The organism is Ciceribacter lividus (genome assembly GCF_003337715.1).
Classification (GTDB): domain Bacteria; phylum Pseudomonadota; class Alphaproteobacteria; order Rhizobiales; family Rhizobiaceae; genus Allorhizobium; species Allorhizobium lividum.
The window spans coordinates 66,274-88,786 of the sequence record NZ_QPIX01000014.1 but is presented as its reverse complement, the minus strand read 5'-3'; the positions used below and the strand labels follow the sequence as shown (position 1 = coordinate 88,786).

21 protein-coding genes are annotated in these 22,513 nt (G+C 60.1%); 14 read left to right on the top strand and 7 right to left on the bottom strand.

Going from position 1 to position 22,513, the window contains the following annotated elements:
* Window positions 1–44: 44 nt before the first annotated feature.
* From DFR48_RS20025 to hslV, 4 genes are all read right to left on the bottom strand, one after another.
* Entirely contained in the window at window positions 45–2,048 is a 2,004-nt protein-coding gene (locus DFR48_RS20025; protein ID WP_114364984.1) for a hydantoinase/oxoprolinase N-terminal domain-containing protein, read from the bottom strand.
* Window positions 2,049–2,181: 133 nt separating this feature from the next.
* Window positions 2,182–3,096: a DUF1402 family protein gene (locus DFR48_RS20020; RefSeq protein WP_114364997.1), complete on the bottom strand. Its 915-nt coding sequence runs from the start codon at window positions 3,094–3,096 to the stop codon at window positions 2,182–2,184.
* A gap of 184 nt (window positions 3,097–3,280) precedes the next feature.
* Complete coding sequence (gene hslU / locus DFR48_RS20015; protein WP_114364983.1) at window positions 3,281–4,579, bottom strand: ATP-dependent protease ATPase subunit HslU; 1,299 nt, start codon at window positions 4,577–4,579, stop codon at window positions 3,281–3,283.
* A 38-nt stretch (window positions 4,580–4,617) separates the two neighbouring features.
* Window positions 4,618–5,178, bottom strand: coding sequence for an ATP-dependent protease subunit HslV (gene hslV, locus DFR48_RS20010; protein ID WP_114364982.1), 561 nt, complete (start codon window positions 5,176–5,178; stop codon window positions 4,618–4,620).
* A gap of 204 nt (window positions 5,179–5,382) precedes the next feature.
* Between hslV and hisB the strand changes: the two genes are divergently transcribed.
* From hisB to coaA, 6 genes are all read left to right on the top strand, one after another.
* Window positions 5,383–5,991: an imidazoleglycerol-phosphate dehydratase HisB gene (gene hisB / locus DFR48_RS20005; protein ID WP_114364981.1), complete on the top strand. Its 609-nt coding sequence runs from the start codon at window positions 5,383–5,385 to the stop codon at window positions 5,989–5,991.
* A 101-nt stretch (window positions 5,992–6,092) separates the two neighbouring features.
* Window positions 6,093–6,743, top strand: a complete 651-nt coding sequence (hisH, locus tag DFR48_RS20000; protein ID WP_114364980.1) for an imidazole glycerol phosphate synthase subunit HisH — start codon at window positions 6,093–6,095, stop codon at window positions 6,741–6,743.
* Window positions 6,744–6,760: 17 nt separating this feature from the next.
* Window positions 6,761–7,510, top strand: coding sequence for a 1-(5-phosphoribosyl)-5-[(5-phosphoribosylamino)methylideneamino]imidazole-4-carboxamide isomerase (hisA, locus tag DFR48_RS19995; protein ID WP_114364979.1), 750 nt, complete (start codon window positions 6,761–6,763; stop codon window positions 7,508–7,510).
* The gene (gene hisF / locus DFR48_RS19990) at window positions 7,507–8,283 is read left to right on the top strand and encodes an imidazole glycerol phosphate synthase subunit HisF (RefSeq protein ID WP_112690542.1); all 777 of its coding nucleotides are present in this window, start codon (window positions 7,507–7,509) and stop codon (window positions 8,281–8,283) included. Before hisA ends, hisF begins: the two co-directional genes overlap by 4 nt.
* 18 nt (window positions 8,284–8,301) lie before the next feature.
* Entirely contained in the window at window positions 8,302–8,625 is a 324-nt protein-coding gene (locus DFR48_RS19985; RefSeq protein ID WP_114364978.1) for a phosphoribosyl-ATP diphosphatase, read from the top strand.
* Entirely contained in the window at window positions 8,622–9,617 is a 996-nt protein-coding gene (gene coaA / locus DFR48_RS19980; RefSeq protein ID WP_114364977.1) for a type I pantothenate kinase, read from the top strand. The genes DFR48_RS19985 and coaA overlap by 4 nt, the downstream gene beginning before the upstream one ends.
* Window positions 9,618–9,631: 14 nt before the next feature.
* On the opposite strand, the gene DFR48_RS19975 is transcribed toward coaA, so the two are convergent.
* The 3 genes from DFR48_RS19975 to DFR48_RS19965 form a co-directional block, all read right to left on the bottom strand.
* Window positions 9,632–10,264 (bottom strand): alpha-ketoglutarate-dependent dioxygenase AlkB family protein, encoded by a 633-nt coding sequence (locus DFR48_RS19975; protein WP_114364976.1) that lies wholly within the window; start codon window positions 10,262–10,264, stop codon window positions 9,632–9,634.
* Window positions 10,265–10,308: 44 nt separating this feature from the next.
* Entirely contained in the window at window positions 10,309–10,743 is a 435-nt protein-coding gene (arfB, locus tag DFR48_RS19970) for an alternative ribosome rescue aminoacyl-tRNA hydrolase ArfB (protein WP_112690546.1), read from the bottom strand.
* Between the two features lie 115 nt (window positions 10,744–10,858).
* The gene (locus DFR48_RS19965; protein ID WP_114364975.1) at window positions 10,859–12,469 is read right to left on the bottom strand and encodes a phosphoenolpyruvate carboxykinase; all 1,611 of its coding nucleotides are present in this window, start codon (window positions 12,467–12,469) and stop codon (window positions 10,859–10,861) included.
* A 338-nt stretch (window positions 12,470–12,807) separates the two neighbouring features.
* Here DFR48_RS19965 and DFR48_RS19960 point away from each other — a divergent pair, with 338 nt between their 5' ends.
* From DFR48_RS19960 to tsaE, 8 genes are all read left to right on the top strand, one after another.
* Window positions 12,808–13,530 carry a response regulator transcription factor gene (locus DFR48_RS19960; RefSeq protein WP_114364996.1) on the top strand — a complete coding sequence of 241 codons (723 nt, stop codon included), beginning with the start codon at window positions 12,808–12,810 and terminating at the stop codon, window positions 13,528–13,530.
* Between the two features lie 83 nt (window positions 13,531–13,613).
* Window positions 13,614–15,368, top strand: coding sequence for a sensor histidine kinase (locus DFR48_RS19955; RefSeq protein ID WP_245415673.1), 1,755 nt, complete (start codon window positions 13,614–13,616; stop codon window positions 15,366–15,368).
* Window positions 15,365–15,826 (top strand): HPr kinase/phosphorylase, encoded by a 462-nt coding sequence (locus DFR48_RS19950; RefSeq protein WP_114364973.1) that lies wholly within the window; start codon window positions 15,365–15,367, stop codon window positions 15,824–15,826. The genes DFR48_RS19955 and DFR48_RS19950 overlap by 4 nt, the downstream gene beginning before the upstream one ends.
* 126 nt (window positions 15,827–15,952) lie before the next feature.
* A complete protein-coding gene (locus tag DFR48_RS19945) occupies window positions 15,953–16,354 on the top strand; it encodes a PTS sugar transporter subunit IIA (protein WP_114364972.1) in 402 nt (133 codons plus the stop codon).
* A gap of 18 nt (window positions 16,355–16,372) precedes the next feature.
* A complete protein-coding gene (locus tag DFR48_RS19940; protein WP_114364971.1) occupies window positions 16,373–16,648 on the top strand; it encodes an HPr family phosphocarrier protein in 276 nt (91 codons plus the stop codon).
* 173 nt (window positions 16,649–16,821) lie between these two features.
* Window positions 16,822–18,222: an adenosylhomocysteinase gene (gene ahcY, locus DFR48_RS19935; protein WP_114364970.1), complete on the top strand. Its 1,401-nt coding sequence runs from the start codon at window positions 16,822–16,824 to the stop codon at window positions 18,220–18,222.
* A gap of 199 nt (window positions 18,223–18,421) precedes the next feature.
* Complete coding sequence (locus DFR48_RS19930; RefSeq protein ID WP_114364969.1) at window positions 18,422–20,998, top strand: PAS domain-containing sensor histidine kinase; 2,577 nt, start codon at window positions 18,422–18,424, stop codon at window positions 20,996–20,998.
* A complete protein-coding gene (gene tsaE / locus DFR48_RS19925) occupies window positions 20,995–22,512 on the top strand; it encodes a tRNA (adenosine(37)-N6)-threonylcarbamoyltransferase complex ATPase subunit type 1 TsaE (RefSeq protein WP_114364968.1) in 1,518 nt (505 codons plus the stop codon). Before DFR48_RS19930 ends, tsaE begins: the two co-directional genes overlap by 4 nt.
* The last annotated feature ends 1 nt before the right edge of the window (window position 22,513 follow it).

The following is a 22,513-nucleotide window of genomic DNA, read 5'->3' as shown; positions in this document are numbered from 1 at the left end:
CAATTATGCACAAGTAACAAATATTTATTCCGAAACGGAAAGGGTCAGCCGAGCGCGATGCGTGGCCGACCCACAGCACGCGCAACAATGCGAGCCTCGATCAGGCGTCGCCTGCCCTCGATTTCGGGAGCGTCGACGCTCTCCTCCATGATGACCAGAGTCGCGCTCGCCCCGTTGGCGGCAACGCGTTCGCGAACGACGGAGTCCGCGCGTCTCCTGGCTTCAGCGAATGCCGCCTCCTGTTCGCCCAGTCGCAGGCTGTCACCACAACCGGACAGTATGAAGATGCCGTCCTGCGGCGATGTCACGAGGACTTCCGCCGACATTTGAACCTGCCCCACCACCGCGCCGACGGCATTTGCAACGTCAGAGTCCCGCGGGATCAAGGCAGCAGTCGACAGCATTTCGGCGATTTCTGGGTAGTAGACCGGTGCCGAGGCGCCAAGCCCCACAAGTGGACGATCGAGCGACAGCCCGAAGCGAACGATGCCGTCCTTTCCGGAGAGGGCGCGATCAATCAGCACCGATCTCGCGGGATCAACCTCAGCCAAGCCATCCTCAGCGAAGCAGGTGCCGAGCACGATCTCCGCCGAGCGCCGATGCAACCTCGCGACAATATGCGACGCAAGTTCCTCCGGCGTTTCGGCGATCGGACGTCCTGCACCATCCTTCATGCGCAGCGCCAGTTTCAGACCAAGCTCGGCCGCCTTCCGCTCCCATTGTCCCTCCCGGCCCAAGACGTGCATGGCATCCGAAGGCGTTATTCCGCAGAGATGAACAAGCCCTCGCGCGACCAGCCGATCGAGAACGGCGCCTTGTGCCATTGACGTCAGCAGCTGATCGAGCGGGATCGGCTTGCCGTCGATGCGGGCAAACAGATTGGCCTCCTGCGGCTGGAGGCCGGCGGCCAAGCTCTCCGGAACGCCGGTGCGCACGGCAAACCGGCCGTCGTTGCGACCGGGATGAACACTCCGAAGCTGCCGTTCAAGCGCATCGAGCACGGCGTCGCCGTGAAGCTCGGCGGCAAGGCCGAGCGGTACCAGGCGCCGTGGCCCGAGTTCGATTTTTGCGGTCAGGCCGCGCTCATCGATTCGCACCTCGGAATCCCCGCCGAGGCCGTAGGTGCGCATCGCTACCGCTTCCACCATCGTACGGTGACCGCCGACGACGGCGCCATCGGCATCCAGGCGCGGCTTGCCCCCATCGAGAATGGCGACGTCCGTCGTCGTACCACCGATATCGGAGACGACGGCGTTGTCCAGGTCCGTGAGATAGCGCGCGCCGACCAGACTGGCCGCCGGACCCGACAGAATCGTCTCGATCGGACGCAGCCGGGCCTCCGCTGCGGAAATCAGGGCACCATCGCCACGCACGACCATCATCGGTGCGGAAATTCCGCGCCGCTTCGCAAATGTCTCGCAGCTCCCGATGAGGCGATCGATCATGGCGACGAGGCGCGCGTTGAGAAGGGTCGTCAGTGCACGTCTCGGGCCACCGAGTTTCGACGACAATTCGTGGCTGCAGGTGACCGGCAGGTCCGTAACGGTCCGGATGCGGTCCCGGACGCGGATTTCGTGGGCGGGGTTACGGACAGCGAAATAGCCGGCGACGGCGAACGCCGACACGGCCTGTCCAAGTTGCGGCAGCGCATCCTCGAGCGGGCTCATGTCCAGCAGGTTCTCGTTACCGTGCGTGTCGTGTCCTCCGGAGAGGAAAATCACAGGGTCGGTCCCCAGCGCCTCCGAGAGGCCGTCCCGCTTGAGGTCGTCAGGCCCGAAGCCGATCATAACCAGGCAAGTTCTACCACCCTGCCCCTCGACCAGAGCGTTCGTCGCAAGCGTGGTCGAAAGCGAAACAAGGCCGATAGCACTGGCCGGAACTGCGGAGGAGTGCAGGACTTCGTCGACGGAGGCTGATATCCCGACGGCGAGATCGTGACGGGTGGTCAGTGCCTTCGCCTTCGCGAGAAGTCCGTCCGTCTCGTTGAAGAGAACCGCGTCGGTGTAGGTTCCACCGGTGTCGATGCCGAGCAATACTGACCTGGTCAACCGGCGCACTCCAAATGCCTGCTCAAAGCGACGCGTGCCCGGGCGCATCACCGCAGAACGCTAAACTTTCCTGACAAATGGCAAGTTTCGACAAGAAAGCCAAGGGGCTTATACATGGCGCGGCCCGCCAACCTCAAAGCAGCGCCTTCAGCTCCGCCAGACGATCGTTCACCAGCCAGCCATAGTAGTTTTCCTCCGGCAGAACAACGGCGCCGCCTGCCGCGTTCTTCCGGGCAAGAGCCTGCGCCCGGCCGAGCGAGTTGCCGACATTGAACAAGGTGGCCGTGATGCCGGGATTATGCGAGATGTCCATGCCGGCGATCGAGCGATAGTCATCGATCGATTTCCGGAGAATTGCGGCCATGAAAGCAAGCGATATATCCGGATCCATGATGGCCTTGTAGACGCCCGCAGCATCGCTTGCATGCAGCTTCGGATAACCGGATTTCTGAGCGACGAAGTCCGTGAGCATCAATGCCGTCAGCGGATTGATCTGGCCGAGGCCAAACGTCTGGCCCGCATAGAAAGGCTGAAAAAAGACAGCGCTGAAGCGATTGTTCGGATAGCTTATGCCGCCGACGGAGTGCCCGCGGAACGTCTTCTCCCAGACAAGCTCGCGGCACGACCACAGGCGATAAGAGTCTGAAAGACCATTGCATTCGGAAAACTCGGAACGGCTCACGAAGTCCTCGACCGACTCATCCTCATAACCGAAACGGAAGCTGCTGCCTGCGTAGGACGCCGCCTTCACGTAGTAGCTCTGGAGGCGATCATAGGCGTCGACATTGTAGGTGTGCTCCCCGACAATGGCACCGACGATATGGATCGGATCGATACCGTAGTCGGCAGCCGTCGACTTGATCTTCGCGATCAGCTGCCGATCGGAAGCAAGAAGATCGCGCACCTTCTCGTATTTCAGATCGAAGGTCGTCTTCCCGGCCTTGGTGCGCCGCACGGAAGCACCGGGAATGGCGGGCTGCTCGGCATGGCGATTACCGTCCGGAACGAGAACGACGCCGGCGCCCGCCGATGTCGGCGCCACCAGCATCAGAGCCACGACGACTGCCAGAAAGAATCGCACCACGATCCGCCTGCCCCATTTGTTGTTACATAAGGTCGGAACTCGACCTCTCTGCGGCTGCTCCTCTATAATGTGCAGCCTTCCCTGTCGACCACCGCGTTAACCATCTCTGCTTCACCATTCCCGGAAATACCACAGAGATGCACAAAGATCACAGGATATAGCGGGAAAGATCGGCGTCGGCGGCGATCTCACCCACGTGTTCGCGCACGTAACCGGAGTCGATCATAACGGACTGACCGCCCCGATCGGGCGCGTTGAACGAAATATCGTCCAACACCCGCTCCATGACTGTCTGCAGGCGCCGGGCCCCAATGTTCTCCACTGAAGTGTTCAGGTGAACGGCGACATCCGCCAGGGCGTCGATCGCATCCTCGGTGAAGTCGAGGTTCAACTCCTCCGTGGCCATCAATGCCCGGTACTGGCGGATGAGACTTGCCTCCGTCTCGGTCAGGATCCGGCGGAAGTCCTCCTTCGTCAGAGGTTTCAGCTCGACACGGATGGGCAGGCGTCCCTGCAACTCGGGCAAAAGATCGGACGGCTTTGCGACGTGGAAGGCGCCGGACGCTATGAACAGAATATGGTCCGTCTTGACCGGCCCATACTTGGTAGACACGGTCGTGCCTTCAACCAGGGGCAGCAAGTCTCGCTGGACCCCTTCACGGGACACGCCTGCACTGATTCCGCCGTCGCGCGCGGCAATCTTGTCGATCTCGTCGAGGAACACGATCCCGTCGTTCTCGACCGATTTCACCGCTTCTCGCTGGATCAGCTCATTGTCGATCAGCTTGTCGGACTCGTCACGGATCAATTCCGGATAGGAGTTCTTGACCGTGGTGCGGACTTTCTTGGTTCGGCCGCCCATGGCCTTGCCGAACATCTCCGACAGATTGAGGATGCCGACGTTTGCTCCGGGAATTTCGAAGCCGGGCATGCCGCCGCCGGTATCGGCGACCTCGATCTCGATCTCCTTGTCGTCGAGAAGGCCGTCACGCAGCTTCTTGCGGAAGCTGTCGCGTGTCGCCGGAGAAGCCGTGGAGCCGACCAGTGCGTCAAGGACGCGCTCTTCTGCACTTGCATGGGCCTTCGCCTGGACTTCGGCGCGCTTCTTTTCTCGCACCAGTCCAATGCCGACTTCGACGAGATCGCGAATGATCTGCTCCACGTCGCGGCCGACATAGCCCACCTCGGTGAACTTCGTAGCTTCTACCTTGATGAAGGGGGCACCGGCAAGTTTCGCCAGTCGCCGGGAGATTTCGGTCTTGCCGACGCCCGTCGGCCCGATCATCAGAATATTCTTCGGCATGACCTCATCACGAAGGCTTTCATCGAGCTGCTGGCGGCGCCAGCGGTTGCGCAGTGCGATCGCAACAGCGCGCTTCGCCTCATGCTGTCCGATGATGTAGCGGTCGAGTTCGGAAACGATCTCGCGGGGAGAGAATGTCGTCATAGCCCTTTTCCGTGAAATGGTGGCTTGAATGGGTGAGATTAAGTGTCGCTCGAAATCGTCTCCACGACGACATTACCGTTCGTGTAGACGCAGATCTCCGCGGCGATCGTCATGGCACGGCGGGCGATATCCTCAGCAGATAGCTCGGTCTCCATGAGCGCACGCGCGGCCGCGTAGGCGTAGTTGCCGCCTGAACCGATGGCGATCGCGCCGTGCTCCGGCTCGAGGACGTCTCCATTCCCGGTAATTGCCAGGGTTACCGATTTGTCCGCAACCAGCATCATTGCTTCGAGGTTACGTAGGTATTTGTCCGTTCGCCAGTCTTTGGCGAGCTCCACTGCGGCCCGCATCAACTGCCCGGGATATTGCTCCAGCTTCTTTTCAAGTCGCTCCAGCAAGGTGAAGGCGTCTGCCGTGGCACCGGCGAAGCCGGCGATAACATCGCCCTTGCCGATCCGTCGCACCTTTCGGGCATTACCCTTCATGACGGTCTGGCCGAGGCTGACCTGGCCGTCGCCGGCCATGACAGCAACGCCATTCTTGCGCACGGTGATGATGGTCGTGCCATGCATGGTGCCGTAGGGATTATGTTCGCTCATCTTGGAAACCGACCTGAAAGAATGAATTCATAGCGGAGGGATTACCGCCAGTCTTTGCTCTTATTTAAGTTTCCGCAGACGGATTGCAAACCGGACACGTGGCCCGACCGCCAAATGCCTGCCATCGCGCTGTTTTGACGCTCTCTTCTGGATATTTGCCACGGCGCCTGATAAGGAGCACGCAGAACTTTCCGGAGTAGAACCATGTCGACTGCCGCATCGGACCGCACGGGTGCCGTCTCTCGCGAAACCAACGAGACCTCCGTTGCCGTTTCCGTCAATATCGACGGCAACGGCCAATCCAGGATATCGACGGGCGTCGGCTTCTTCGACCACATGCTCGACCAGCTCTCCCGACATTCTCTCATCGACATGGATATCGAGGTGAAAGGCGACCTGCACATCGACGATCACCATACTGTCGAGGACACAGGTATCGCGCTCGGGCAGGCGATCTCGAAGGCTCTCGGGGACCGGCGCGGCATCAGCCGCTACGCGTCGATCGACCTTGCCATGGACGAAAGCATGACCAAGGCGGCAATCGACGTATCGGGCCGGCCGTTCCTCGTCTGGAATGTCTCCTTCAGTGCCCCCAAGATCGGCACGTTCGACACGGAGCTGGTCAGGGAATTTTTCCAGGCGCTTGCGCAGAACGCCGGTATCACGTTGCACGTCATGAACCATTATGGCGCAAACAATCACCATATTGCAGAAACCTGCTTCAAGGCGGTCGCCCGCGTGCTTCGCAGCGCAACGGAAATCGACCCGCGCCAGGCCAGCCGCGTCCCGTCGACCAAGGGCTCCCTGATCTGAAGCAACAGCATAATTGCGGTTCCGCTTCGATGTCCGCATATCCCTGTCATGACGACAGGAGCGAGGATACGGTGGCTACCGCGAACGAAAGGACTTAGCCCATGCGTGTGGCGATCATCGATTACGGATCGGGAAACCTCCGTTCGGCCACCAAGGCTTTCGAACGTGCGGCGCGTGAAAGCGGAGTCGCGGCGGACATCGAGTTGACCGACCAACCCGAACGCGTCGCGTCCGCCGACCGCATCGTTCTGCCAGGTGTCGGCGCCTATGCCGACTGCCGAAGAGGTCTGAATGCCGTTGTTGGCATGAATGAAGCTCTTGCCGTTGCCGTCGAAGAAAAGGAGAGACCCTTTCTCGGGATCTGCGTCGGCATGCAACTGATGTCGAGTCGCGGCCTCGAGAAGACGGTGACCGCCGGTTTCGACTGGATCAAAGGCGACGTCGTCGAGATCACTCCCGATGATCCGAACCTGAAGATACCGCAGATCGGCTGGAACACTCTCGATCTTCGTCGACCTCACCCACTCTTTAACGATATCCCGACGGGTCCGGCCGGTTTGCACGCATATTTCGTCCACTCGTATCATCTCGCGGCTAACGATCCCGATGACATCGTCGCGACGACCGACTATGGCGCGCCGGTTACCGCCTTCGTCGCCCGTGACAACATGGCCGGCGCCCAGTTCCATCCGGAAAAGAGTCAGAAGCTCGGCCTGAAGCTGATCGCAAATTTCCTGACCTGGGCCCCATAAAGAGGCTGGATGAATCTATGATCCTTTTCCCCGCAATAGATCTGAAGGACGGTCAGTGCGTCCGACTGAAGCTCGGCGACATGGCTCAGGCGACGGTCTACAATCCTGATCCGGCTGCACAGGCAAAAGCCTTCGAGGAGCAGGGTTTCGAGTGGCTGCACGTCGTCGATCTCAACGGCGCCTTTGCCGGGGAGAGCGTCAACGGTGCGGCCGTCGACGCCATCCTCAAGGCGACGAAGAACCCGGTCCAGCTCGGAGGAGGTATCCGTACGCTCGCGCATATCGAATCCTGGCTGGCACGCGGTCTCGCACGCGTGATCCTCGGCACCGTGGCGGTGCGTGATCCGGCTTTGGTCATCGAGGCCTGCAGGGCGTTTCCCGGAAGAATTGCCGTCGGCATCGATGCCAAGGGCGGCAAGGTAGCGGTCGAAGGCTGGGCGGAAGCCTCGGAGCTCGGCGTCATCGAACTCGCACGCCAATTCGAAGGGGCCGGCGTTGCAGCAATCATCTACACCGACATTGACCGCGACGGAATTCTGACCGGCATCAACTGGGAATCGACACTGGCGCTCGCGGAGGCCGTTTCTATCCCGGTCATTGCGTCCGGTGGTCTCGCCTCGATCGGGGACATTCGTCGCATGTTGCAGCCGGACGCCCGAAAACTCGAGGGCGCCATTTCCGGCCGGGCGCTCTATGACGGCCGTATCGATCCCGCCGAGGCGCTCGCATTGATCAAGGCCGCCCGCAATCCCGAGGTGCAACCATGACGTTGAAAGCTCGTGTAATTCCCTGTCTCGACGTCAAGGACGGCCGCGTCGTCAAGGGCGTCAATTTCGTCGACCTCATCGATGCCGGCGACCCGGTCGAGGCGGCAAAGGCTTACGATGCCGCCGGCGCCGATGAACTCACCTTCCTCGATATCACAGCATCGTCGGAAGATCGCCACACCATCTTCGACGTCGTTGCGCGCACCGCGGAGCACTGCTTCATGCCGCTCACGGTCGGCGGCGGTGTTCGGACGATCGCCGACATCCGCAAGCTCCTCCTGTGCGGGGCGGACAAGGTGTCCATCAACTCGGCCGCGGTGAAAAGCCCGGACTTCGTGGCCGAGGCCGCAGACAAGTTCGGCGATCAGTGCATCGTCGTCTCCATCGATGCCAAGAAGGTATCCGGGCCCGGAGAAACCGACCGATGGGAGATCTTCACCCATGGCGGTCGTCAGCCGACGGGCATCGACGCTGTCGAATTCGCGGGCAAGATGGCAGCGCGCGGGGCCGGAGAGCTCCTCGTCACGTCCATGGACAGGGACGGCACGAAAAGCGGCTATGACATCGCGCTGACGCGGACCATTGCCGACTCCGTGCGTGTTCCGGTCATCGCCTCGGGCGGCGTCGGCAATCTCGATGATCTCGTTGCCGGGATCAAGGAAGGTCATGCGACTGCCGTCCTTGCGGCATCGATCTTCCACTTCGGAACATACAGTATCGGCGAGGCGAAGCGCTACATGGCGGACCACGGCATCCCCATGCGGCTCGACTGAAGAAGACGGAGCGGCGGAATGACCATGTTCTCTCTGACGGATCTCGAAAAGATCGTCGCCACGCGCGCAATGGCTGAACCCGATCAGTCCTGGACGGCCAAACTCGTCCACGGCGGACAGCGCAAAGCAGCCAAGAAGCTCGGTGAGGAGGCGGTGGAGACCGTGATCGCCGCAATTGCCGAAGACCGGCAGAACCTCGTCTGCGAGAGTGCCGATCTGCTCTATCATCTCTTGGTCGTATTGAAAATCGCCGACGTACCGCTAGAAGCTGTCATGCAGGAGCTTCAGCGGCGAACAGCCCAGACAGGCCTCAGCGAAAAGGCCAACCGGCGGGATCCATGACAACAGCTATACGGCCAGCCGACGTGCCCGAGACGCTCGATCATTTCCAAGCCAACGATTATTCGCCCTATCACTTCTATTCTTCGGAAGAATGGGCGCGCTTTCGTGCCGACACCCCGCTGACGCTGACGGCGGACGAGGTGCACCGCCTGCGGTCGATCGACGACCCGATCGATCTGGAGGAAGTCCGGCGCATCTACCTGTCACTGTCGCGCCTGCTTTCCTCTCATGTGGAATCCTCGCAATTGCTCTTCGAGCAGCGCAATCGGTTCCTCAGCATGTCTGATGTGGCGAAAACACCCTTCGTCATCGGCATCGCCGGGTCCGTCGCGGTGGGTAAGTCGACCACCGCTCGCGTCCTGAAGGAACTGCTCGCCCGTTGGCCGTCGAGCCCGAAGGTCGACCTCATCACAACGGATGGCTTTCTCTATCCGAATGCGGTTCTCATCCGCGAGAACCTGTTGAACCGCAAGGGTTTCCCCGAAAGTTACGACATTGGAGCACTTCTGCGCTTCCTGTCAGCGATAAAAGCCGGTCTGCCGAACGTGAAGGCACCCTGCTATTCGCACCTCACCTACGACGTGCTGCCGAACGAGTACAAGGTCATCGACCGGCCGGATATCTTGATCTTCGAGGGAATCAATGTCCTGCAGTCACGCGATCTGCCCGCGGATGGCAAGATCGTTCCGATGGTCTCCGACTTTTTCGATTTTTCGATCTACATCGACGCCGATGAGACGCTGATCCATCGCTGGTATGTGCACCGCTTCATGAAGCTGCGACAGACGGCCTTCCGCGACCCGAACTCGTATTTCCATCGCTACGCCACCATAAGCGAGCAGGAAGCACTGGAGATCGCCGAAGATCTCTGGACCAACATCAACCTGAAGAACCTCCGGGAGAACATCCTGCCGACGCGACCGCGTGCCGATCTCATCCTACAGAAGGGTGAAAACCATCTGGTCCAGAAGGTAGCTCTGCGGAAGCTTTGACCCGCCGCCGGCGGTCAGAGGCTAACGCGCCGGAGCGTGAGATTGATCCGTCCACCGTTCTTCAGCAGGGTCGAGGTCCCGGGATAAACCAGATCCACCCCGTGAAAAGCCAAGCGCCCTTCGCCTCCGAGAACGAGCACGTCACCACTTGCAAGCCGGAATGAGCGGGTCCTGTCGTTGCGTTTCTTGCCACCAAGGCGAAAGAGGCAAGTATCTCCGAGAGAGACCGACACCACCGGCGCTTCAAGATCCTGCTCGTCCTTGTCCTGATGCAGTCCCATTCGTGCATCGCCGGCGTAGAAATTCACGAGGCAAGCGTCCGGACGTTTCGGATAGCATGCAACCTGCTCCCAGATATGGATGAGGGTGTCAGGAATCGGCGGCCAGACTGATTGGGTAACCGGATGCACGCTTTGATATCTATAGCCGCGAACTTTGTCCGTCACCCACCCGAGCGAGCCGCAATTGGTCATGCGAACCGATAGTGGTGCGCCGGTGCCCGGCATGACCGGGACATAGAGAGGGGCGGCAGCGACCACTTCGCGTACCTCTTCTAGCAGCGCCTTCTGCTGGTCGCGCGTCAGATAGCCGGGATAGAGCTTTACTCCGTCCGGAAAGCTCCAGCCTGGACCGGTATTGATCGCCATCACGTCCCCTTTCCGGGTCTGACATCCGCACCGGGCAGTTCCCATCAATCACCGGCAGGCCGACCGCGCATCTTCTTCACCTCCGAACGGCCGGCCTTTTCCTTCAACCTTCGCTCGACGGAACCTTTGGTGGGCTTGGTCTTTCGTCGTGACGGCGGTGGCGGCTCCGCAGCCTTGAGGATCAGCTCCTTCAGCCGCTCTCTCGCGTCCGCGCGATTGCGTTCCTGACTGCGGAAACGGCTGGACTCGATCATCAGGACACCGTCTTTGGAGACGCGCCGCCCACCGAGCTTCAAAGCATTTGTCTTGACCCGCTCGGGAAGAGAAGGTGATCCGACGATGTCAAAGAACAGCTGTACGGCAGTTGAAACCTTGTTGACATTCTGGCCTCCCGGCCCGCCTGCCAGAACAAACTGCTCCGTCAGTTCCCAACCCGCAATCGTGATCCGGTCGTCTATGTAAAGCGCGTCGCTGGCCATCGGCTGTCTCCAACCGTTCTATTCCCATATTTGGGCCCCGACGGGAACCACCAATGACAAAGAGGCCCGGTGGTCATATGACCACCGGGCCTCTGACAGGTTCAAGCAGTCGAGATTACTCGGCGGCAATGCTCGCGCTCGGAGCCGCAGCCCGGACAGTGTGATCGACGTGATCTTCGAACTTCGCAAAGTTGGTGATGAACATCGCGACCAGCTTCTTGGCCTGTGCATCGTACTCCTCGCCGTCCGCCCAGGTCGAGCGCGGATCGAGGATTGCGCTGTCTACCGCTTCGACGGCAACCGGAACGGCAAAGCCGAAGTTCGGATCGGTGCGGGTTTCGACCTTCTTGAGTTCACCGTTGAGTGCAGCGGTCAGCAGCGCACGCGTTGCCTTGATCGGCATGCGATGGCCCACGCCGTAAGCGCCTCCGGTCCAGCCCGTGTTTACGAGCCAGCAATCGACGTTGTGGCGGGCAATCAGATCGCGAAGCAGGTTCCCGTACTCAGCCGGGTGCCGCGGCATGAACGGCGCACCAAAGCAGGTCGAGAACGTCGCTTCGGGCTCCGTGACACCCTTCTCGGTGCCGGCGACCTTCGCCGTATAGCCGGAGAGGAAGTGATACATCGCCTGCTCGGGCGTGAGGCGCGCGATCGGCGGCAGGACACCGAAGGCATCGGCCGTCAGCATGATGATCGTCTTCGGATGCCCGGCACGACCGGTCTCCGATGCGTTCGGGATGAAGTGCAGCGGATAGGCGCAGCGGGTGTTTTCCGTCAGTGAACCATCATGGAAGTCAGGCAAACGACGGTCGTCCAGCACGACGTTCTCGAGCACGGTACCAAAGCGCTTGGTGGTCGCGTAGATTTCCGGCTCTGCCTCCGCCGACAGACGGATCGTCTTGGCGTAACAACCGCCCTCGAAGTTGAACACGCCGTGCTCGCCCCAGCCGTGTTCGTCGTCACCGATCAGCGTGCGGCTCGGATCGGCAGAAAGCGTGGTCTTGCCGGTACCCGAAAGGCCGAAGAAGACCGCGGTGTCGCCTGCCGGGCCAACATTGGCCGAGCAGTGCATCGGCATGACGCCCTTCGGCGGCAGCAGGTAGTTGAGGGCCGTGAAGACCGACTTCTTGATCTCGCCGGCGTAAGAGGTTCCGCCGATCAGTACGATGCCGTTGGTGAAATCGCAGGCGATCACCGTCTCGGAGCGGCAGCCATGCCGAGACGGGTCGGCGCGGAACGTCGGCAGGTTGATGATGGTCAACTTCGGCTGGAACTCGCCGAGAGTCGAACGGTCCGGACGGATCAGCAAGTTGCGGATGAAGAGCGAGTGCCAGGCGAGTTCCGTTACCACCCGCGTCGGCAGTGCGTTATCGGCATCGGCGCCCCCGACGAGATCCTGGACGAAAATATCCTTACCCGCAGCATGCGCCAGCATGTCCTTGTGGAGCAGACCGAAGTGCTCGGGCGACATGGGCTTGTTGTTGTCCCACCAGATTTCGCCGTCCGTGTGACTGTCACGAACAATGAACTTGTCCTTCGCGGAGCGGCCAGTGTGCTGGCCGGTTACGGCGCAAAGCGCGCCATCGGCGGTCAGGACGGCTTCCTTGCGGCGAATGGCTTCTTCGTAAAGCTCGCTCTCAAGGAAGTTGTAGTAGACGCGTGCCGCGTCCCCCAACCCGATCGACGCTACCCCGATGAGGGGATTATTTACACCAAGCTCCTCCATGGACACTCTTCCTTTGTTGTGGGGGATTGCCGTTGAATTTTTCGCGAACCTAGTGTTCGCGTTTCTAAAAGGCAAGACAACATTAGAAGAAAATATCAATGATATCAAATATTTAATCGATTTAAATTCGAAACGAGATTTTTAAATCGGTTTGAACCCGGCAATTTTCGCGGTTTCCCCTCGGTATCGAGGGATCGCCTTCCGGCGACCGATCGACGCGCCCCTTTATCTTTGCCACAATTTGTTCCACCTTTACCCCCAAGAAGCGCGCAAATGGGGACCCGGATTGATTGGGATCGATACCAGGAGCCGCGCTTATGATGACGGAGACGAACAGCATGCAAACAATCGCGCTCGTTGACGACGACCGTAACATCCTGACATCCGTGTCCATTGCTCTGGAGGCGGAAGGTTACAAGGTCGAAACCTACACGGATGGCGCCTCGGCACTGGACGGCTTGCTCGCCCGCCCGCCGCACCTCGCGATCTTCGACATCAAGATGCCGCGCATGGATGGCATGGAATTGCTGCGGCGCCTCCGGCAGAAGTCGGATCTGCCCGTCATTTTCCTTACTTCGAAGGATGAAGAGATCGATGAACTCTTCGGTCTCAAGATGGGCGCCGACGACTTCATCACGAAGCCGTTTTCACAGCGGCTTCTTGTCGAACGCGTCAAGGCAATCCTTCGCCGCTCCGGCAGCCGCGAGGCTGTTTCAGGATCGGTCGGCGCAAAAGCCGGCGCAGAGTCGCAGGCGCGCACGCTCGAGCGGGGGCAGTTGGTCATGGACCAGGAACGCCATACGTGCACCTGGAAAGGCGACCCGGTGACGCTCACGGTAACCGAATTTCTGATACTGCAATCGCTTGCCCAGCGTCCTGGCGTCGTGAAGAGCCGCGACGCGCTCATGGACGCGGCGTATGATGAGCAGGTATATGTTGACGATCGCACCATCGACAGCCACATCAAGCGCCTGCGCAAGAAGTTCAAGATGGTCGACGCCGATTTCGACATGATCGAAACGCTTTACGGCGTTGGATACCGGTTCCGCGAAGCGGCTTGACGGCATCCGTCGTTTCGGCTCCTGCCGGCATGGTGCCGTGCAAATGAGGTTGACGTTTGGAGCAACAGGTTTCCAGTTCAAATTTGGAGGAGACGGACAACCCGTCCGAGGGGCGCCGTTTCCTGTCGCATCCTTTTACGCTCATCCGCCGCATTTTCGGTCACGCGCTGTTCTCCAGTCTCACGCGACGGATCGTCTTCTTCAATCTTGCCGCTCTTTTTGTGCTGGTCGGGGGGATCCTCTATCTGAACCAGTTCCGCGAAGGGCTGATCGACGCGCGCGTGGAAAGCCTTTTGACGCAGGGCGAGATCATGGCCGGGGCGATCTCCGCTTCGGCGTCCGTCGACACCAACTCGATCACCATCGATCCACAGAAACTGCTCGAACTGCAAGCAGGACAAAGCATCACCCCGGTGCCGAACGACGAGGACCTCGAGTTTCCGATCAACCCGGAACGGGTCGCCCCCGTGCTGAGACGTCTGATCTCGCCGACGCGCACGCGCGCACGCCTCTTTGATGCTGATGCGAACTTGCTCCTCGACTCACGTCATCTATATTCGCGTGGTCAGGTCCTCCGGTTCGACCTCCCGCCAATAGAGAACGAATCGCCCGGCGTACTCGAATGGCTCGCCCGGATGTTCAACCGTATGCTGCAGCCAAGCGGGCTGCCCCTCTACAAAGAGGCGCCCGGCGGAGACGGTTCAATCTACCCAGAGGTCATGAACGCCCTTACCGGCGTGCGAGGAGCAGTCGTCCGTGTCACCGATTCGGGTGCTCTGATCGTTTCGGTTGCGGTGCCTGTCCAACGGTTCCGCGCAGTGCTCGGCGTCCTGCTCCTCTCCACGCAGGCCGGCGATATCGACAAGATCGTCCACGCCGAACGCCTCGCAATCCTGCGCGTTTTCGGAGTCGCCGCGCTCGTCAACATCGTCGTCTCCTTGCTCTTATCCTCTACAATAGCGACTCCGCTGCGCCGGCTCTCCGCCGCCGCGATCCGCGTTCGCCGTGGAGCGAAGGAACGCGAGGAGATTCCGGATTTTTCCGCCCGACAGGATGAAATCGGCAACCTGTCCGTCGCGCTGCGCGAGATGACCACCGCCCTCTACGACAGGATCGATGCGATAGAGAGCTTTGCAGCCGACGTCAGCCATGAACTGAAGAACCCGCTCACGTCGCTGCGGAGCGCTGTGGAGACGCTGCCACTCGCCCGAACGGACACATCTCGGCAGCGGCTGCTGGACGTCATCCAGCATGACGTGAAACGCCTGGACCGCCTGATCAGCGACATCTCGGATGCCTCGCGTCTCGACGCTGAGCTAGCCCGCAGCGATGCCAAACCCGTCGATCTCGAGCAACTGCTCTCCAGCATGGTGGACATCTCCCGGCAAATCCGCAGCACGAAGAAGCCGGTGGACATTACCCTCGTCGTGGACCGTAGGCCGGGTGCAAGAACATCCTTCGTCGTCAACGGCCACGACCTGAGGCTTGGTCAGGTCGTCACCAACCTTATCGAAAATGCTCGCTCCTTCGTGCCGGAAAAGGGAGGACGCATCACCGTTCGGCTCTTCCGCACCAAGGGTCGTTGCGTCGTTCAGGTGGACGACAATGGCCCCGGCATTCAGATCGAAAATGTCGACCGCGTCTTTGAGCGCTTCTATACGGACCGGCCGGAGGGTGAGAGCTTTGGTCAGAATTCCGGCCTGGGTCTTTCGATCAGTCGCCAGATCGCCGAAGCACATGGCGGAACGTTGAAAGCGGAAAACATCACCGATACCACCACCGGCGGGACACTCGGCGCACGCTTCACGCTGTCACTACCGGTCGAGCCCGCGCAATGAGCGCGGCAGAGATCAATATTCATGCTACGGCGATCGTCGTCGGCACGACCGGCCTGCTCTTCGTTGGCCCTTCGGGTGTCGGTAAATCCACGCAGGCTTTCGCCTGCCTGAGCGAAGCTCGGGCCCTCGGTCAATTCGCGGCGCTTGTCGCAGACGACCGCGTTCTCGTCAGCAGGCTAGGCGATCATCTGCTGGCGCGCTGTCCTCCAACGATTTCGGGCCTTGTCGAACTGCGGCACGGCGGAATTGCCGAAGTCGAACGCTTGCCGTCCGCACTAATGCAGGTTGCCATATCTCCCGTGGACCCCGCGACTGCAGAGCGCCTTCCCCCGGAAGGCGAGCGGTTCCCGGTCGCGCACGGCATCACGCTCCCTCTTTTCCGCCTACCCCTCGGCATACCGGCTCCGTTTTCCTTTATTGAGGCCGTCATGAGGGCCTCGGGAACGGTCAGCCCCTAAGATATCGCCGCATTTTTGGCTTGCACTTCGGATTTACATCGCCAAGATGACCAGCCACTGATGGACGAAGTTGCTGCATTGCACTATCTGACCATCTGACTGCATATGCAAAGGGGCAGAAAGAGAATGATCGGACTTGTGCTTGTCACCCATGGCAAGCTGGCTGAAGAGTTCCATCACGCGGTAGAGCACGTGGTTGGACCGCAGAAATTTATAGAAACGGTATCGATCGGCCCGGAAGACGACATGGACCAACGCCGCCAGGACATTCTGGACGCGGTCCAGCGCGCAGATGATGGCCACGGAGTGGTCATCCTGACCGACATGTTCGGCGGCACTCCTTCAAACCTCGCAATTTCGGTCATGAACGCCGGGCGCATCGAAGTGATCGCCGGCGTCAACCTTCCCATGTTGATCAAGCTCGCCGGCATCCGTGGCGAGAACAACATGGAGAAGGCGCTGGTTGAGGCCTCGGAGGCCGGCCGGAAGTACATAAACGTCGCCAGCCGCGTCCTCAGTGGCAAGTAATGCCTTGAAAGAAACTCCATGACATCGGCGTCTCGTGAACTCGTGATTACCAACAAGCGCGGTCTACATGCACGCGCCTCGGCCAAATTCGTGCAGACCGTCAGCGGCTTCGATGCGAGAGTGACGGTTGCGAAGGACGGGACCGCCGTCGGTGGGACGTCGATCATGGGCCTCATGATGCTGGCAGCAAGTCCCGGGTGCACGATCATGGTGTCCGCCAGCGGCAATGAAGCAAAGGAAGTACTGGACGCGCTCGAGACTCTGGTCTCGGACAAGTTCGGCGAGGAAGCCTGATCCCTACCCCATATAAAGACATAAAGACTTCTTTATATCTCGGTTGCCAATCGCCATTAAGCCTGCTAAACGCTTCCCATTGGAACCGGCTCCGCAGAGCCGGACGATTACCTCGCGCGCATACCCGTCCTAAGGGCGCACAGTGCCGCCAGAATTCCAGCCGGGAGAGCTTCATGAGCACAAATAAAGACTATATCGTCGCGGATATCGGACTTGCGGATTTCGGTCGCAAGGAGATCGACATTGCCGAAACCGAAATGCCTGGCCTTATGGCCTGCCGCACCGAGTTCGGCGAGCAGAAGCCGCTCAAGGGTGCACGCATCACCGGCTCCCTCCACATGACGATCCAGACGGCAGTTCTGATCGAAACCTTGGTGGCCCTTGGAGCCGAGGTTCGCTGGGCCTCCTGCAATATTTTTTCCACCCAGGACCACGCCGCTGCTGCGATCGCCGCTGCCGGCATTCCGGTGTTCGCCGTCAAGGGAGAGTCACTGCAGGACTATTGGACCTACACCGACCGGATTTTCCAGTGGACCGACGGCGGTCTCTCGAACATGATCCTCGATGACGGTGGCGATGCCACCATGTACATCCTGCTCGGAGCAAGAGCCGAAGCCGGCGAGGATGTTTTGAGCCATCCGCATTCCGAGGAAGAGGAAATTCTCTTCGCTCAGATCAAGAAGCGGTTGGTCGCTTCGCCGGGTTGGTTCACCAAACAGCGTGACGCAATCCGCGGCGTGACGGAAGAGACGACGACAGGCGTCAATCGCCTCTACCAGTTGAGCCAGAAGGGCCTGCTTCCGTTCCCGGCCATCAACGTCAATGACTCGGTCACGAAATCGAAGTTCGATAACAAGTACGGCTGCAAGGAATCGCTCGTCGACGGCATCCGCCGCGCAACGGACGTGATGATGGCCGGCAAGGTGGCGGTGGTCTGCGGCTATGGCGATGTGGGCAAGGGCTCGGCCGCGTCGCTTCGCGGAGCAGGCGCGCGCGTAAAGGTTACCGAGGTCGACCCCATCTGCGCACTGCAGGCGGCGATGGACGGCTACGAAGTCGTTCAACTCGAGGACGTAACCTCGAGCGCAGATATCTTTGTAACCACCACAGGCAATCGCGACGTCATCCGCATCGAGCACATGCGTGCAATGAAGGACATGGCCATCGTCGGGAACATCGGCCATTTCGACAACGAGATCCAGGTCGCGGCCTTGCGCAATCTCAAGTGGACGAACATCAAGCCACAGGTCGACATGATCGAGTTCCCGAAGGGCAACCGAATCATTCTTCTGTCCGAGGGCCGTCTGCTGAATCTCGGCAATGCGACCGGTCATCCGTCCTTCGTCATGTCGGCGTCGTTCACCAATCAGGTGCTCGCGCAGATCGAACTGTTCACGAAGCCAAGCGCTTATGAAAACCGGGTGTACGTGCTCCCCAAGCATCTGGATGAGAAAGTCGCCAGGTTGCATCTTGAAAAACTCGGCGTGCGGCTGACCGAACTGTCGGAAGAACAGGCTTCTTATATCGGCGTCACACCCCAGGGGCCGTTCAAGTCTGACCACTATCGCTATTAATGCTACCGCAAGTATCCACAAGATGTAGTAGTCGCGACCTTGACAGAGGTCGCGACTTCTTTTTTGAGCCCAATACTTCCCGCCGATTCCCTTAGGCAGTATTGTTTTAAGACTTGATTCGCGCCTCGCGCTTCGGCGCGGCCACGCGAAGTGGGATGTCTTGTCGAGATGCGGCACATAGGACGGAGACAGACCGAATATGTCGGTAAACAGAGATAATCCGTGCAGGCGGGGCACGGTGCGCAGCGGTCGTATACGGCGCCTGCTTGCACGTACTCCGAAGCCGAAGAACCACTCGCAGCATGCGGCTTCAGCTCTTTTGCGATGGCGTAGCGCTTACCTTGCGGGCACAATACTGGGCGGCACACTCCTGCCTGCAATCGCGCAGGCTGAAGCAGGTGCCGCTCAGGTGCAGCGGCTCTTCACTTCCTCCGAGATGGTCGGATTCTCGCTAGTGATCGGTATCCTCTCCGCCGCGCTGCTGTCGGCTGTATGGCTTATCCGTCAGCGTGGTACCCTCGAGGCGGAAAGTCAGGAGATGCGTTCTGCACTCTCCGACGCCAGACAGCGAATTTCACGCTATCAGGCGATCATCGCCGACAAGAACAGGCGCATCGTCATCTGGGACGGAAACGACCGCAAACCGGAATTCCTCGGCCAACTTCCCGGTGAAACGGGTGCGCCGCAGGCCGAGAGCGAATTCCTGGCTTTCGGTCGCTGGCTAAAGCCCTCCTCGGCCGGAGAACTCGACAAGGCGATAGAACGGCTGCGCTTCGACGCGCAGTCCTTCGACCTTATCGTCGAAACCAACCACCAGGAGGTGATCGAGGTTCAAGGACGCCTGTCGGGCGGCCGCGCCTTTGCGCGGTTCGTGGCCCTCAACAATCTCCGCGCCGAACTGGCCGAGTTGAAGATCGAGCGATCCCGGCTAAAGGCATCGATAGCGACCTTCGAAGCACTCTTGGACGCGATCGAGCAGCCGGTCTGGCAGCGCGATACGGAGGGACGTCTGGTCTGGGTCAACCAAGCCTACTCCGAGGCGGTGGAAGCTACGTCACCCGCCCAGGCAGTCACCGAGGAACGGGAGATTCTGGGGACGGTATCCCGGGAGAGGATCCGGGCGACCTCAACGCCTGAATCACCGTTCCACGAGAAGGTCTCCACCGTCGTGCGAGGCAATCGAACCTTCTTCGACGTCGTCGACGCGAGGAGCGCGTCGGGTTCCGGCGGCATGGCGATCGACATCTCGCAAGCGGAATCGCTACGCGAAGAGCTTACCCGTACTCTCAAGAGCCACGCCGATACGCTGGACCATCTTGCCACCGCGGTGGCGATCTTCGACCGGGACCGTCGGCTGCAGTTCTACAATCAGGCTTTTGCCCAACTCTGGCAGCTCGACACACCGTTCCTGGAAGCGCGGCCGGACAACAGTGAATTTCTCGATCGTCTGCGAGCGGCGAACAAGTTGCCGGAACAGCTCAACTGGAAGAACTGGAAGGAAAACGCACTTTCGGTCTACCGGTCCTTCGAAACACAGACCGACCTTTGGCATCTTCCGAACGGGCAAACGCTGCGCGTCATCGCCTCGGCGCACCCGCAAGGCGGTGCGACCTGGGTCTTCGAGAACCTGACCGAACAGGTCGACCTCGAGACCCGCTACAATACGCTCGTGCGTGTCCAGGGCGAGACAATCGACCACCTCTCCGAAGGTGTTGCAGTCTTCGGCCCTGACGGCCGGATACAGCTTTCCAACCCCGCTTTCCGCGCCCTCTGGGGCATTACCGAAGCGGAGGCCACGCCCGGCACTCATATTCGCAGCATTGAGGCCGCGTGCGCGCCGTCCTACGACAGGCCGGACGGATGGAAGGCGTTCAGCAAGATGATCACGAGCTTCGATGACGAGCGACCGTCGAGTCAGGGAACCCTTGAGCTCTATTCCGGCCTCGTGCTCGATTTCGCGGTGACGCCGCTTCCGAATGCGCAAACCATGTTGACCTTCGTGAACATGACCGACAGCGTGCGGGCCGAGCGCGCCCTGAAGGAGAAAAACGAAGCCCTGCAAAAGGCGGACGAACTCAAGAACGAGTTCGTCCAGCATGTTTCTTACGAGTTGCGCTCACCGCTTACAAACATCATCGGCTTTACCGACCTTCTCAAGACGCCCGTCGTCGGACCGCTCAATGAGAGGCAGGCGGAATATATCGACCACATCTCGACGTCGTCAGCCGTACTGCTGACGATCGTCAACGACATCCTTGATCTCGCCACGGTTGATGCGGGGATCATGCGGCTCGAATATGCCGAAATAGACTTGGACGATCTCCTCGACGACGTGTCGATGCAGATGACGGACCGATTGCAGGAAAACAACGTCGCGCTGGAGATCAATGCGTCCGGCCATCTCGGACAGATCGTCGCCGATCCGCAGCGGCTGAAACAAATTCTCGTCAAGCTTCTCACCAACGCAGTCAACTTCTCGCCGGAAGGCTCCACGGTCAATCTCAAGTGCTGGCGAGAAGGTGCCGACTTCCTCTTCAACGTCACGGATCACGGCTGCGGAATTCCTCAGGACATTCTTGCCACGGTCTTCGACCGCTTTTCGTCGAACAGCAAGGGTGGCAAGCGGACCGGTGCAGGCCTCGGACTCTCGATCGTCGAGAGCTTCGTCAGCTTGCACCACGGCACGGTTTCCATTGACAGCGACGCCGGTCGCGGCACGACGGTCCACTGCCGAATCCCCTCGGCTGCCGTCCCGCAATCCGTTGCCGCAGAATGAGTCCGAGAAGCCTTACACTCTCTCTTGCCACCGAGGCTGACACGATCCGCCTCGGCGAAGACCTGGCGCTGGCTGTCACAGCCGGGGATTGCCTCGCCCTTCGGGGCGATCTGGGTGCCGGCAAGTCGACCCTGGCGCGCGCCCTCCTGCGCGCGGTGGCCGATGACGACTATCTCGAGGTCCCTAGCCCAACATTCACCCTCGTCCAAAACTACGACTTGCGACTGCCGGTGGCTCACTTCGACCTGTATCGCCTGAGTGACGAACGGGAACTGGAAGAGATCGGCTTCAGCGATGCGCTTGATGCGGGCGTCTGTCTTGTCGAGTGGCCTGAAAAAGCCGGACAAGCGCTGCCGGCAGACCGGATCGATGTCGATATTGCCTTCGACCAGGGCGGGCGTCGCGTAACGATCTCTGCTATCCCCGATCGGCTCCAGCGGATCGAGCGCAAGCTTGCAATCCGCAGCTTCCTCGATGGACACGGCTATCGCGACGCAACCCGACGACACCTGATCGGCGATGCTTCCACGAGGGCGTACGAGTACGTTTATCCGGCCGCCGGCAAGCGCATGGTGCTCATGGACGCGCCGCGACGACCCAACGGTCCCCCTATCCGGGACGGAAAACCCTACTCGCAAATTGTCCATCTTGCCGAGGACGTCTACCCCTTCGTCGCAATCGCGACGAGCCTGCGCGAACGTGGCTTTGCCGCGCCGGAAATTCTTGAGAGCGACTGCGAGGCGGGAATTCTGCTTCTGGAGGATCTCGGCACAGAAACCATTCTCGACGAGAGCGGAATGCCCGCTCCAGACCGATACCGTGGCGCACTCGCCTGTCTCGCCCGACTGCACGACACCGACTTCGACCGCGATATCTCGCTACCGAGTGGCCATATCCATCACGTGCCCGACTATGACAGGACGGCGATGAAGATGGAAACCGAACTCCTGATCGACTGGCATCTCCCCTGGAGACGGAACGGGACGCCTGCCACGGCTGCAGAGCGTCAAGAATACCTGGCGATCTGGGATGATCTGATCGATCAACTCGATGACGTGGAAAAGACGCTGGTTCTGCGAGACTTCCATTCACCCAACATCATCTGGCGCGGCGGCGAAGAGGGAATACGGCGCGTCGGCCTCATCGACTTCCAGGACGCCATGATTGGGCCGTCGGCCTATGACGTGGTTTCCATCGTGCAGGATGCACGCGTCACCGTCGAACGCGATCTCGCTGATCAACTGATGACGGAGTATCTGGCGTTGCGGCGAGCACAGGGCACGTTCGATGAAGGCACCTTCCTCAAGGCATGGTCGATCATGTCGGCACAAAGGGCCTGCAAGCTTGCAGGCTTGTGGGTGCGGCTCCTTCAACGCGACAAGAAGCCCGGCTACATGAAGCATATGCCACGGACGCTCTGGTATCTGGATATTGCCTTCGAGCATCCGGTCCTTGCCCCTTTGCGAGAATGGTGCCTAAAGGCTGGAATCGAACCAGCCGAATCAGCTCTGTAGG